The sequence below is a fragment of the Azospira sp. APE16 genome (assembly GCF_047901315.1).
GTDB classification, from domain to species: domain Bacteria; phylum Pseudomonadota; class Gammaproteobacteria; order Burkholderiales; family Rhodocyclaceae; genus Azospira; species Azospira oryzae.
Genome location: NZ_CP179682.1, coordinates 1015980 through 1029277, shown reverse-complemented (window position 1 = coordinate 1029277; position 13298 = coordinate 1015980). Strand labels below are relative to the sequence as shown.

Below are 13298 nucleotides of genomic sequence, written 5' to 3'. Positions count from 1 at the left end.
CCACAGGGTTAGCAGTCTGGGTCGAATTCATCGTCGAGCTTTCTGGGTGTGCAGCCCCCACATGCAGAAACTGAACCCCATTCGACAACGTGATCGGGCCAACCGTAGAGTTGCCCAGGAGCCGAGACAAGGGAGCGAACCCACGAAACAAATTGATCGAAGAATGGCGCGTTCGAGTTGCTTCGATGCCCCTGCGTTTGGTGGCAAATAGGGAGTAAATAGTCAGGCAGTCTTCTGGCTCGACTGCCGAAGTAGTAGAAGTCTTTCGATACCAAAACATTTTCGCCGCTGAGGTCGGTAGCAACGTTTCCGGGCCCGTGAACGCCCGCCCTTTGGACGGCGGTACCGCTGGAAAAATCGTAAATGCAATCGCCAAGTCGATCTTGGAGCGCAGAACTTTGAACATTCGGAATGCGATGCGGCCAGCGGGTACTGGCGTAAATGTCGTAGTCCCGCAAAGACATAACTTCCTCGACACGCATCGCATATACCAAGTGCCCTCTCAGGTCTCCGCTTGGCGCGTTCTTGGAACCAAGGCCCGCAACCCAATCATCGGGTTTCGCCACTCGACGAATACCGGGTTTGCAAATGGCGAGGGAGCACATGCCTTGAAATGGATTCGGGGCTGCTCCGTCATCGACGGGAATCGTGTAGGTGAATAGTCGTGGCATAAGACTGCTAACGTTGAGCTAACGGGCGCTGCGTGGCCTTATCGCGCAGTGTCCAGCGACCAGAGGGAGCAACGTTGAGCGGCATGTTATGTACTTGCCTCACGATAGAACTTGAAGAGAAACCATAGAGGAACAACCGTCACAACCGCGGAGCTCGACGCGAAGAAGATGCCCGCGAGCATTTGAACTGCACCGAGGACGAGCAGGCCGAGGCGTTGAAGATGGGACAGCGATGCAGGAGAAAAGAGCAGTACAGAAACGACGAGGGAAAAGGCTCCGGCCACAAACAGGTAAGTAACAGCCGCACGAGCTGGACTGTCTGCGGCGAACAATGCACTAAAACCTTCTTTACCACCGATAGCGGCAAGAATGAAAACGATGGCTGCAAAGAAAAGTGCGGCCACCAAGTAGAGGATTGCGGTAACGAGCCGCGCCTTAGTTCTAAGGTACATAACTAGTAGTAGACGACAAAAACGTCCAATAAAAATGGGACTGTCCAATATCTTGGAACACCGGACAGCCAAATCGATTGTCCCGCATCGGATTCAGCAAACCTTCCGTTTACTGGCCTCACTAAAAATCCGTGAAACCGGACAGCCTCAAAGTTACCGTCGGCACACCCACACCGCAACCAAAAGTTGCAAATCGCATATCCCAAAGAACTACCCCCCAGCCCCAACCGGCGCGACCACCTTCGCTACGCCACCGGCTTTCCATCCCCTTCCACCCCCGCCGAGCAGCGCAAGGCGGGCGGGGGGCTTTCGGCGAGGACTGTCTGAGGTCCCGCAGGGACCGAGTTCCGCAGCCGCCCCGTCCGACTGAGCAGCGCAGGGGAGCCCGCAGGGCCGGGGGTGAGGGTCGCCTTCTTGTTGGTTACTTATTCTTGGCGAGACAAGAATAAGTAACCCGCGCGTCAAGCGCGGAACACAGCCGCAAAATCAGCAAACCAAGCCCAACCAATCCCCCAGTAACAAAGCCAAACCCCCACCCCGCCACCAAACAAAAAAGACGGCCATCCCCACCATACCCCGGTGAAAACGCCCGTCCCCATTGCCTCCCGGGCCAATGCCCGGATCAGATCAACACCGTCGAGACTACCCCTTCCCCTCCAGCACCCGCAGCAGGGAGGAAGTGTCGTCCTTGCCCATGCCCTGCCCCATCAGGGCGTTGAGTTGCTGGCCCACCTGGGCCGCCACCGGCAGGGGCGCGCCCAGGGCGTGGGCCTCGGCCAGGAGGATGCCGAAATCCTTGTGGTGCAGCCGGGCCTCGATGCCGGCGGCGAAGTCCCGCTCCGCCATGCGCTCGCCCATCACCTCCAGCACCCGGCTGCCGGCGGAGCCGCCGAGCAGGGCTTCGCGCAGGCGGGAGGTGTCCACGCCGCTGGCGGCGGCCAGGTGCATGGCTTCGGCGCAGGCCTGGATGGCGGCCACCATGATCATCTGGTTGCAGGCCTTGGCCACCTGGCCGGCGCCGTTGTCGCCGATGTGCACCACGGTCTTTCCCAGGCGCAGCAGCAGGGGCCGCACCCGCTCCAGCACGGCGGCGTCGCCGCCGGCCATGATGGCCAGGGTGGCGTGGATGGCGCCCTGCTCGCCGCCGGAAACGGGGGCGTCGAGGAAGTGGATGCCCCGGGCGGCCAGGGCGGCGGCGATCTCCCGGGCATCGCCGGGGGCGATGGTGCTCATGTCCACCACCACGCTGCCGGGGGCCAGGCCTTCGATGAGGCCGGCTTCGCCGAGGACCACGCTTTTGACGTCGCTGCCGCTGGTGACCACGGTGAACACGATCTCGGCCCGGCGCCCGACCTCGGCCGGGGTGGCGGCGACGGCGGCGCCCATTTCGGCCAGGGGCGCGGTGCTGGCCGGGCGGCGGCCCCACACGGTGAGGGGATAGCCGGCGTCGAGCAGGTGGCCGGCCATGGGGCGGCCCATGACGCCGAGGCCGATGAAGCCGACGGCGGGTTTGGCGGAAGAGCTGGCGGTCATGTGGAATGCAGTGACTGAAGGGATGGGGATGGGGCGCCGCCGGGGCCGGCGGCCTGGCGGTGCTGCTGCTTGGCCAGGTACATGGCCTGGTCGGCGGCGCCGATGAGGGATTCGGCCACGTCGGCCTGGTCGGGGAAGACGGCGCTGCCGATGGAAACGCCGACCCGCAGTTCCTGGCCCTGCCACATCACCGGGCGGGCGACGGCGTTTTCGATCTCGCCCATCACCCGCTCCAGATCGTCCTCGACGGAGAGGTGGGCGAGGAGTACGGCGAATTCGTCGCCGGCCAGGCGGGCCACCGTGTCGCTGGTGCGCACGGCATTCTGCAGGCGGCGCCCCACCTCCTGCAGCACCGTGTCGCCGGCCTGGTGGCCGTAGGTGTCATTGACGCTCTTGAAGCCGTCCAGGTCCATGTAGAGCAGGCCCAGCCGCTCGCCCTGGCGCCGGGCGTGGGCCAGGGCCTGATCCAGGCGCTCGAGGAAGAGGGAGCGGTTGGGCAGGCCGGTAAGGGGGTCATGGTGGGCCAGGCGCCACATTTCCTCCTGGCTGCGGCGCAGTTCGGTGACGTCCTGGTACACGGCGACGAACTGGCGCACCCCGCCCTGGGCGTCGGTGACGGAGCGGACGTCCAGCTCCACCAGGATGGCTTCGCCGGTCTTGCGCCGGTTCCAGATTTCGCCGCGCCACTCGCCCCGGGTCTTCAGGGCCTGCCACATGCGGGAGAAGAATTCCGGGCTGTGGCGGTTGGAGCGGAAGAAGCCGGTGCGCCGGCCCAGGCACTCCTCCCGGCTGTAACCGAGGAGGCTGACGAAGGCGGAGTTCACGTTGTTGATGGTGCCGTCGCCGTCGGTGATGAGGATGGCCCGGCCGGCCCGTTCCAGCACGTCCCGGTAGATGCGGCTGGAGAGTTCCGCCGCCTTGATCTCGGTGATGTCGGCGAAGGAGGTGACGACGGCGAAGGGCTGCCGCTCGTCGGCGAAGTTGAGGGGCCGGCTGTTCACGCTGAGCCAGATGAGGCCGGCGTCGGGCCGGTGCAGGCCCATGATGATGTTGTCGCAGGAGACGCCGGTGCGCAGGGTGACCATGGCCGGATGGTCGCAGCCGGGGAAGGGGCTGCCGTCCTCCCGCACCGCCTGCCATTCCGGGTCGGTGGAATCCAGGCCCACCAGGTTCTCGCCGATGCGCAGGATGCGCCGGGCCGAGGCGTTGGCGGAAATGATCTTGCCTGCCTGGTCCTGCACCACCACGCCCTCGGCCATGGCCGAGACCAGGGAACGCTGCATGGCTTCGCTGCGGGCCAGGTCCAGCTCGGCCTGCTTGCGCGCCGAGATGTCGGAGATGATGCCGAGCATGCGCAGGGGCCGGCCCTCCGGGTCCCGGGCGCAGACCTTGCCCCGGCTCAGCACCCAGCGGTAGTTGCCGTCCTTGTGGCGCAGGCGGAATTCCATCTCGTACACCGGCGTGCGCCCGGCGAAATGGTCGGTGACGGCAGCCATGGCCCGTTCCCGGTCGTCCGGATGCAGGCGCTCCAGCCACTCCTCGTGGCGGCTCGGCAGTTCCTCGTCCCGGTAGCCCAGGATGGCCTTCCAGCGCGGCGAGAAATAGGCCCGGTTGTCCGCCACGAACCAGTCCCAGACCCCGGCGTCGGCCCCGTCCAGGGCGAATTTCCAGCGCTCCTCCGCATCGGCCAGGGCCTGCTGCATGTTCATGTAGTCGGTGACGTCCTGCAGGGTGCCGGTGAGGCGGCTGGGACGGCCGCTGCCGTCCCGCTCGGCGCGACCGCCCAGGTGCACGTAGCGCTCCACATTGCCCGGCAGCAACAGGCGGCAGGCGATATCGAGGGAACCGCCCTGCTCCCGCACCTGGGCGAAGTTAACCTCGATGCGCTTGCGGTCCCGGGGATTGACCCGGGCCAGGAAGGCCTGCAGGGAGGGCTTCTGGCTCTCCGGCAGATAGCCCAGGATGCGGTAGGTCTCGTCGGACCACCACACCTGGTTGCCCGGAATGTCCCGCTCCCAGCTGCCCAGGTTGGCCACCCGCTGGGCTTCGATGAAATGGCCCCGCTCCCGGGCCAGCATGGTTTCGAGCCGGTCCCGGCGCAGCTGGTAGAAGGCGACGGCGCCGCCGCACAGCAGCACCAGCAGGGACAGCAGCATGCCCTTGCGCAGGTTGGCGTTGCGCTGGGCCAGCAGTTCCTCCTCCAGGCCCCGGGGCGACACGGCCACCATCACCAGCATGGGATAGCGGTCCAGCCAGCGGTAGGCGACGGTGCGGGTGATGCCGTCCAGGGCCGAAACCCGGGTGACCAGGCCGTGGGAGCTTTTCTTGAAGGGGCCGAACAACTCGTCGCTGAGCTGCTTGCCCAGGTGCTTTTCCATTTCCCGGGAGCGGCCCAGGACCTTGCCGGCGGCGGAATACAGAGTCAGCACCCCGTCCGGACCCAGGTCCTGGTGCTGGACGAAGGCGGTGAGCTGGCGCGGCTCCATGAAGAAGGCGACGACCCCGGCAAACTGGCCCCGGGCATCGAAGATGGGGCGGGACAGCTGCACCCCGGGCGCCCCGGTCATGCGCCCCTGGACCGGCCCGCTGATGTAGAGGCTGTCGCGGCCGCCGCTGGAGAAATGGATGTAGTTGTCCCGGTCCCCCAGATAGACCCGCTCGCCGGGACGGCGGGGGGCATCGGAGGTGGCGACGTAGCCGTCCCGGTCGATGACGGTGACCCGGGCCCCCAGCTCCTGCAGGGAGCCCTGGCGCAGCAGGGCGATGGTGGTGTCGACTGACTTGCGCTCGGCCACGTATTCGCTGCGCAGGAGCAGGAGCACGTCGTCCAGGCGCTGCAGCTGGCGCAGCAGGTTTTCCGCCACCAGGTCGGCCACCACCCGGCGCTCCGCCTCGAAGCGCTGCTGCCGCTCCTCGGCGAAGAGGCGGTTTTCCCGCAGCAGGAAGGTCCAGATCAGGGCCAGGGCCGCCGCCACCATGAGCAGCAGCGCGACGGGCCAGCGGCGCCCCGGGAACAAGAGTTTGGGCATGGCCGGCGGGTTCTCAGTCGGCCCCGTCGGTCCGGCCGGAAAGGCGCTCCAGCAGTTTCAGCACCGCCACCGAATCCTCCTCCCCCAGGCCGGAGCCGACCATGGCGTTGAACATCTGGGCCGTGGCAGCGGCGCCGGGCAGGCACAGGCCCAGTTCATGGGCGCTCTGCATGACGATGTTGAGGTCCTTCTGGTGCATCCAGGATTTGAAGCCGGGCTTGAAGTTGCGCTCCAGCATGCGCTGGCCGTGGTTCTCCAGGATGCGGCTGTAGGCGAAGCCGCCGAGCAGGGCCTCGCGCACCTTGGCAGGGTCCACCCCGGCCTGGCGGGCGAAGTTGAAGGCTTCGGCCACCGCCAGCACGCCCATGCCGGTGACGATCTGGTTGCAGGCCTTGGCCACCTGGCCGGCGCCGGCGGCGCCCACGTGGACCACGTTCTGGCCCAGGCAGAGGAAGGCCGGCAGGGCCTTGGCAAAGGCTTCGGCGGAACCGCCGGCCATGATGGAAAGGCTGCCGGCAATGGCCCCCACCTCGCCGCCGGAGACCGGGGCATCGACGAAGTCCACGCCCCGGGCCTGCAGCCTGGCGGCCAGGTCGCGGGCCGCGGCGGGAGCGATGGTGCTCATGTCCACCGCCACCAGACCGTGCTTGCCGGCCCCCTCGGCGCCGGCGGCAACGCCGTCGGGGCCCAGCATCACCTGCGCCACGTCGGGGGCATCGGCCACCATGGAAATGACCACCTCGACCTGGCCGGCTACGGCCGCCGGGCTGCTGCAGCCGACGGCGCCGGCCTCCAGCAGGGGCGCCATGGATTCGGGCCGGCGCGCCCAGACATGGACGCCGTGGCCGCCCTTGAGCAGGTTGAGAGCCATGGGGCGGCCCATGATGCCAAGACCGATGAATCCGATTTCCATACTGTTTCCTCTGGTGATTGATGTCGTTCCGGCCGCCTCTGCCGGGCGGCCTCTTCATACTAAAGTCATAGTTAGTTTAACCCCCTCGCGGCATGAAAAAAAGCGCCCGGGCGGGCGCTTTTGCATATTTCCTGCGCGACGGGGGTTAGACGCGGAAGCCGGCGATGGCCGTACTCAAACCGCCGGCGGCGGAACGCAGTTGCACGGCGGACTGGCTCATCTGCCCGGCCACTTCGCTGGCCTCTTCCGCCGAGGAGGAAATACGCTCCATGTTCTGGGCGATTTCCGTGCTGGCCACCTGCTGTTCCCGTACCGAGAGGACGATTTCATCGACCCCGCGGCTGGCCTGCTCCACCTTGCCCCGGGCCTGCTCCAGGGTGCCCTCGACACCGCCGGCCAGGCCGGCGCTGGCTTCGATGGATTGCAGCCCGGCCCCCACCGCCGCCCGCACCTGGTCGGTCTGACTGACGATGGCGCTGGCCAGGCGGGCGATCTCGGAGGCGGAGCCGCCGGATTTTTCCGCCAGCTTGCGCACCTCGTCGGCCACCACGGCGAAGCCCCGGCCCGCCTCCCCGGCCCGGGCCGCCTCGATGGCGGCATTCAGGGCCAGCAGGTTGGTCTGGTCGGCGATCTCCCGCACTTCCTGGGTCGTGTGGGTGATGGCGCTGGTGCTGTGCACGAAGTCCTCCACAACCCGGGCCACGTCATCCACCGTGTCGCGGATGCGGTGAATCTCGGCCACCAGCTCGCTCACCTGCTGGCTGCCGGCGTTGGTGGAGCTGACGCTTTCCTGGGACTGGCCATGGACGTCGCCGGCCACTTCGGCCACGGTGGCGATGGCCACCGTCAATTCCTCGATGGCGGCGGCGTTGCTGGCCACGGACTCGGACTGGGCATGGGAGGCGTCGTTGAGCAGCCCGGAAGTGTGGGCCAGTTCGTCGGCGGTGTGGTCCACGGTCTGGACCGAGGCCGCCACCTGCCCCACCAGGGAGTGCATCTTGCCCATCATGTCGTTGAAGGCCGCCGCCATGCGGCCGATTTCGTCGCGCTGGTCGATGCCCACCCGCTGGGTCAGGTCGCCGGTGGCGGCGATGCGGGTGATGGTGCCTTCCAGCAGTTGCACCGGCCCGGTGATGGCCCGGATCAGATAGAAGGAAAGAGCGGCCAGCAGCGCCAGCGCCAGGGCCAGGAAGGCCCCCAGCCAGAGCAGCATGGTGCGGTAGGTGGCAGCGGCGGCGGCCTGCTCGGCGGCGCCGTTCTCGGCGGCCGCCGACTGGATCTGGGCCACCAGTCCGTCGATCATCTGGGTCGGCTCCCGGTCGATGCCCCGCACCAGCTTGTCCACCGTCGCCGCCGGATCGCCAGCGGTGCGTTCGTAGGATTTCAGCGCCGCCCGGTAGGCCGGCCCCAGCTTGGCGAAGGTGCTGCCCGCCTCGGCCACCTTGAGCCGGTCGGCGATGCCCAGGCGACGGGCCAGGCCGTCCAGCTTCTCCAGGCCGGCGATGACCTGGGCCTCCTCCTTGTCGAAGCCGGCCAGGTGCTTGTCGAAGGCCTGGGCGTCCTTGCCCCGCAGCAGGATGTTCTTCCATTCCTGCACCTGGATCTTGAAGGCAACCTGGACGCCCCGGGCGGTATTGACCGCCTCCAGGTAGGTCTGCTGGCGGTCGAGGGCCCCGACCATCTGGCGGTTCAGGTGGCTGCTCTGCAGGGCGGAAAATCCGCCCATGACCACCAGGGTGAGTACGGCAACGGCGGCTAGAAGCAGAAGCTTCCAGCGGATGCTGGCATTTTTCATGGAATCCCCCCGAATCGTTGTCAGGACCGAATGATCCGGCCTGAGCGAAGGACCATCATACGGCCGGGAGGTTCCGAAAAATAACGAAAAACCGGATATTAATCAGCAACCTGGGAGTTACCCTAGGTCAGCCGCCACGCTTCACACCGGCCTTCAGCAGCATCATTTCCAGGGGGCAGAAACGGGTGAAACCGCTCTGCAGCAGGTTGGCGCCGACGAAGGCGGTGAACCAGAGGAAATTGGCATTGACGAACAGGGGGCTGGCTTCCACCCCCAGGGCCAGGGACAGCAGCACGAAGCTGCCGGCGAAGATGCGGATGAGACGTTCCGAGGTCATGGTTGTTGCTCCTTGAAAGTGGCGTAGTAGAGCACCGGGATCACCACCAGGGTCAGCAGGGTGGAAACCAGGATGCCGAAGATGAGGCTGATGGCCAGCCCGTTGAAAATGGGGTCGTCGAGGATGAACAAGGCGCCCAGCATCGCCGCCAGGGCGGTCAGGGCGATCGGCTTGGCGCGCACGGCGGCGGCGGTGACGATGGCCTCCTTGAAGGGCATGCCCTTGGCCGTTTCCTCCTTGATGAAATCCACCAGCAGGATGGAGTTGCGCACGATGATGCCGGCCAGGGCGATCATGCCGATCATGGAGGTGGCGGTGAACTGGGAGCGCAGCAGGGCGTGGCCGGGCATGACGCCGATGATGGTGAGGGGAATCGGCGCCATGATGATCAGCGGCGTCACATAGCTCTTGAAGTGGGCCACCACCAGCAGGTAGATGAGGATCAGGCCGACGCCGTAGGCGGCGCCCATGTCGCGGAAGGTCTCGTAGGTGATCTGCCATTCCCCGTCCCACTTGAGGGAGAAGCCGGCATAGGGGTCCGCCGGCTGGCGGATGAAGGTGTCGGCCAGGGTGCCGCCGGCGCCCTTGAGGCCGTCCAGGTTCATGCCGACGATGTCGCCCCGGGCGGCGAACATGCCGTAGAGGGGCGAATCCAGGTCGCCGCCCATGTCGCCATAGACGTACACCACGGGCAGCAGGTCCTTGTGGTAGATGGCCTTTTCCCGGGCCAGGCGGCGCACTTCCACCACCTCGGAGACCGGCACCAGGGCGCCGGAACGGGCCCGCACCTTGAGCCGCAGCAGGGCGTCCAGACTGCTCTGCACCTCGGCCGGGAGGGTGATGCGCACCGGAATCTCGTACTTGGAATCCTGGTTGTGGGCCGGGGTCACGTCCTCGCCGGCCAGACCCATGCGCACCACCTCGACGATGTCCTTCTGGGCCACGCCGAGCTGGGCCGCCTTGGTCTGGTTCACCCGCAGCACGGTCTTTTCCGCATCGGCCTGGACCGAGTCGTCCACGCTGGTGAAATCCGGAGCTTTCTCGAACACGCCGCGCACCTGCTTGGCCACGGCGATGCGCCCGGCCTCTTCCGGCCCGTAGATCTCGGCCACGATGGGGCTCATCACCGGCGGCCCCGGCGGCACTTCCACCACCTTGGCGTTGCCGCCGGCGCGGCGGGCCACCGCCTCGATCTCGGCCCGCACCGCCACGGCGATCTCGTGGGACTGGCGGGAGCGGTGGTGCTTGTCCACCAGATTGACCTGGATGTCGCCCATCTCCGGCTCGCTGCGCAGGTAGTACTGGCGCACCAGACCGTTGAAGTTGATGGGGCTGGCGGTGCCGGCGTAGGCCTGGTAGTCGGTCACCTCCGGCACCTGCTGCAGCACGGCGCCGATGTCCTTCAGTACCCGGGCCGTCTCTTCCAGGGGCGTGCCCACGGGCATGTCCAGCACCACCTGGAATTCGCTCTTGTTGTCGAAGGGCAGCATTTTCAGCACCACCAGCTTCACCACCGCCAGGGAGACGGAAAGGAAGATGGCCGCCAGCACCCCGAGAAAGAGCTTCTTGCGGGCGGCGGCGCCGCTGCGCTCGTCAAGGAAGGGCGGCAGCACCTTGTGGAAGAGCCGGTCCAGCTTGCCCGCCACCTTACCGTCGTCGGCCCCGTGGCCGCCGCCGTGGGCTAGCAACTTGGCCGCCAGCCAGGGGGTGACGATGAAGGCCACGGCCAGGGAGATGGCCATGCCGAGGGAGGAATTGATGGGGATGGGGCTCATGTAGGGCCCCATCAGGCCGGTGACGAAGGCCATGGGCAGGAGGGCCGCGATCACCGTCAGGGTGGCCAGGATGGTGGGTCCGCCGACCTCGTCCACCGCCCCGGGGATCAGCTCCAGCAGGGTCTTCTCGGGATGCAGCAGCTTCCAGCGGTGGATGTTCTCCACCACCACGATGGCGTCGTCCACCAGGATGCCAATGGAGAAGATAAGGGCGAACAGGCTGACCCGGTTCAGGGTGAAGCCCCAGGCCCAGGAGGCGAACAGGGTGGCGGCCAGGGTCAGGGAGACGGCGATGCCGACGATGAGGGCCTCCCGCCGCCCCAGGGCGAAGAACACCAGCAGCACGACAAAGGCGGTGGCGAAGAGCAGCTTGCCGATCAGCTTCTGGGCCTTCTCCGTGGCGGTGGCGCCGTAGTTGCGGGTGACGGTGACTTCCACGCCCTCGGGGATGAGGCTGCCCTTGAGGCTCTCGGCCCGGGCGATGACGGCGTCGGCCACGTCCGCCGCATTGACCCCGGGCTTCTTGGAGATGGCCAGGGTGACGGCCGGATAGGTGCCGTCGGGGGAAGCATCCTCGCCCCCCGCGGCGATGCCCCGCTGGGCTGCCGCCGGGCCGGCGCCGAACCAGACGTAGCGCTTGGGCTGGTCCGGACCGTCCTCCACCGTGGCCACGTCGGCCAGGAACACGGGCTTGCGGATGCTGCCTTCGCTGCGCACGGCCACCACCAGGTTCTTCACGTCCTGGGCCGATTCGATCAGGGTGCCGGTGTGCACCAGCATTTCCCGCCCGCCCTCCACCAGGCGGCCGGAAGGCTGCTCGTTGTTGGCGATCTGCAGGGCGTCGCGCAGGTCCTGGGCGGTGACGCCGTAGGCATTCATGCGCTCGGCGTCCATGGCGACCCGGATGACGTGGTCCGGCCCGCCCAGGGTGGTGACGTCCCGGGTGCCGGCCAGGTGCTTGAATTCCACCTCGGCGGAGCGGGCGATCTGCTGCAGTTCGAAGGCGGAGCGGCGGCTGTCCCGGGTCCAGAAGGTGAGGGAGACGATGGGCACGTCGTCGATGCCCTTGGGCTTGACGATGGGTTCGCCGACGCCCAGGTTGGCCGGCAGCCAGTCCCGGTTGGAATGGACCGTGTCATAGAGACGCACCAGGGCATCCTGGTTCTTCACCCCCACCTCGAACTGCACCGTGATCACTGCCATGCCCGGGCGGGAAACGGAAAAGACATGGTCCACCCCGGTCATGCGCGAGAGCACCTGCTCCCCCGGGGTGGCCACCAGGTTTTCCACATCCTTGCTCGAGGCCCCGGGGAAGGGCACCACCACGTTGGCCATGGTGACGTCGATCTGGGGCTCCTCCTCCCGGGGCGTCACCATGACGGCGAACAACCCGAGGAGCAGCAGCACCAGGGCCAGCAGGGGCGTCATGGGAGACGCCTGGAAGGTGTGGGCGATACGGCCGGAAATTCCCATGTCTGTGTCGACCCGGACGAACCGGGCTATTTGCCTTTCAGTTTGATGATGCCCAGGGCCTCCATGACGATCTTTTCATAGACCGGCTCGGTGGCCCCCGTTTTCATCTTGCGCAGGAAATACTTCTCGAAGGCCACCTTGGCCAGATGCACCCACTTGCCCTCGGAGAACCAGCTGACGTTGCGCGGCGGAATCTGGGGCAGGGCCACGAAGGCGGCGCCGGAGTCGCCGAAATCGGCCAGGCAGACCGCATTCCAGGTGGCCTTCTCGGTGGGCTCGCGCCCGTCCAGCACGGCGCGGATGTTCTTGGCCGTGGCGGTGACCATGGACTCGATCATATAGCCGGTCTTGGGCGTGCCCGTGGGCACCGGCGTCGCCTCCACCGGGGGGATGGCGACGCAGACGCCGACGGAGAAGATGTTGGGATAGCGCGGGTTGCGCTGGTGCTCGTCGATGAGGACGAAGCCCCGGGGATTGGTCAGGCCCTCGATGCCGAACACCGCCTCCACGCCCTTGAAGGCCGGCAGCATCATGGAGTAGCTGAAGGGCAGCTCGTGCTCCTTCTTCGGCTGGCCCTCCTCGTCGTGCTCGGTAACGAACATCCTGCCGGCCTCCACCCTGCTCACCGTGGCGTTGCAGATCCACTTGATGTGGCGCTGGCGGAACATGGACTCGATCATGCCCTTGGAGTCGCCGACGCCGCCCAGGCCCAGGTGGCCGATGTAGGGCTCGGAGGTGACGAAGGTCATGGGCACCCGGTCCCGGATCTTGCGCTTGCGCAGGTCCGTTTCCATGATGAAGGCGTATTCGTAGGCCGGGCCGAAACAGGAGGCGCCCTGCACCGCCCCCACCACCACCGGGCCGGGTGCGGCGACGAAGCTCTTCCAGCTCTCGGCCGCCTGCTGGGCGTGATCCACGTGGCAGATGGACTGGGTATGGCCCTGGGGCCCCAGGCCCTCGATCTCGTCAAAGGCCAAACGGGGGCCGGTGGCGATGATGAGGAAGTCGTAGTCCAGGCTGCTGCCGTCCTCCAGCTCCACCTGGTTACGCTCCGGATGCACCCGGCGGGCACCGCACTGGACCAGGGCGATGCCCTTGCGGCTCAGCAGGGGCGCCAGTTCCAGCTCGATGTCCTGGCGCTGGCGCCAGTCCACCGCCACCCAGGGGTTGGACGGCACGAAATGGAAGCGGGACTGGTTGGAGACGACGGTGAGCCTGTCGCCGTTGCGCAGCAGTTCGCGCATTTCGTAGGCCATGGGCATGCCGCCCAGGCCCGCGCCGATGATGATGATGTGCGCCATGGTGTCTCCTCCGTTGGCG

The 13298-nt window shown here is 66.8% G+C and carries 9 protein-coding genes; all 9 read right to left on the bottom strand.

Translation table 11 applies throughout. The annotated features are described in order from the left end of the window. Positions 1-8: 8 nt before the first annotated feature. Positions 9-671: a hypothetical protein gene (locus ACLSSQ_RS05100; protein WP_416243959.1), complete on the bottom strand. Its 663-nt coding sequence runs from the start codon at positions 669-671 to the stop codon at positions 9-11. Positions 672-757: 86 nt separating this feature from the next. Further along, on the bottom strand, positions 758-1075 hold the full coding sequence (locus tag ACLSSQ_RS05095) for a hypothetical protein (protein ID WP_416243958.1): 318 nt from the start codon (positions 1073-1075) through the stop codon (positions 758-760). Positions 1076-1765: 690 nt separating this feature from the next. Continuing rightward, on the bottom strand, positions 1766-2656 hold the full coding sequence (locus tag ACLSSQ_RS05090; protein WP_130459011.1) for an NAD(P)-dependent oxidoreductase: 891 nt from the start codon (positions 2654-2656) through the stop codon (positions 1766-1768). Continuing rightward, the gene (locus ACLSSQ_RS05085; RefSeq protein ID WP_416243957.1) at positions 2653-5685 is read right to left on the bottom strand and encodes a PAS domain-containing protein; all 3033 of its coding nucleotides are present in this window, start codon (positions 5683-5685) and stop codon (positions 2653-2655) included. Before ACLSSQ_RS05085 ends, ACLSSQ_RS05090 begins: the two co-directional genes overlap by 4 nt. 13 nt (positions 5686-5698) lie before the next feature. Further along, positions 5699-6598, bottom strand: coding sequence for an NAD(P)-dependent oxidoreductase (locus ACLSSQ_RS05080; protein ID WP_130459013.1), 900 nt, complete (start codon positions 6596-6598; stop codon positions 5699-5701). 145 nt (positions 6599-6743) lie between these two features. Beyond that, positions 6744-8393 (bottom strand): methyl-accepting chemotaxis protein, encoded by a 1650-nt coding sequence (locus ACLSSQ_RS05075; protein ID WP_416243956.1) that lies wholly within the window; start codon positions 8391-8393, stop codon positions 6744-6746. Between the two features lie 127 nt (positions 8394-8520). Next, on the bottom strand, positions 8521-8730 hold the full coding sequence (locus tag ACLSSQ_RS05070; RefSeq protein WP_014238448.1) for a DUF2892 domain-containing protein: 210 nt from the start codon (positions 8728-8730) through the stop codon (positions 8521-8523). After that, entirely contained in the window at positions 8727-11978 is a 3252-nt protein-coding gene (locus ACLSSQ_RS05065) for an efflux RND transporter permease subunit (protein ID WP_152089663.1), read from the bottom strand. Before ACLSSQ_RS05065 ends, ACLSSQ_RS05070 begins: the two co-directional genes overlap by 4 nt. Before the next feature lie 26 nt (positions 11979-12004). Further along, positions 12005-13279, bottom strand: coding sequence for an NAD(P)/FAD-dependent oxidoreductase (locus tag ACLSSQ_RS05060; protein WP_416243955.1), 1275 nt, complete (start codon positions 13277-13279; stop codon positions 12005-12007). Positions 13280-13298 lie beyond the last annotated feature (19 nt).

Excerpts from the sequence above, each read along its gene's own strand:
- ACLSSQ_RS05070 (WP_014238448.1), bottom strand. The coding sequence starts at position 8,730 with ATGACCTCGGAACGTCTCATCCGCATCTTCGCCGGCAGCTTCGTGCTG.
- ACLSSQ_RS05080 (WP_130459013.1), bottom strand. The coding sequence starts at position 6,598 with ATGGAAATCGGATTCATCGGTCTTGGCATCATGGGCCGCCCCATGGCT.
- ACLSSQ_RS05075 (WP_416243956.1), bottom strand. The coding sequence starts at position 8,393 with ATGAAAAATGCCAGCATCCGCTGGAAGCTTCTGCTTCTAGCCGCCGTT.
- ACLSSQ_RS05060 (WP_416243955.1), bottom strand. The coding sequence starts at position 13,279 with ATGGCGCACATCATCATCATCGGCGCGGGCCTGGGCGGCATGCCCATG.
- ACLSSQ_RS05090 (WP_130459011.1), bottom strand. The coding sequence starts at position 2,656 with ATGACCGCCAGCTCTTCCGCCAAACCCGCCGTCGGCTTCATCGGCCTC.
- ACLSSQ_RS05085 (WP_416243957.1), bottom strand. The coding sequence starts at position 5,685 with ATGCCCAAACTCTTGTTCCCGGGGCGCCGCTGGCCCGTCGCGCTGCTG.
- ACLSSQ_RS05100 (WP_416243959.1), bottom strand. The coding sequence starts at position 671 with ATGCCACGACTATTCACCTACACGATTCCCGTCGATGACGGAGCAGCC.
- ACLSSQ_RS05065 (WP_152089663.1), bottom strand. The coding sequence starts at position 11,978 with ATGGGAATTTCCGGCCGTATCGCCCACACCTTCCAGGCGTCTCCCATG.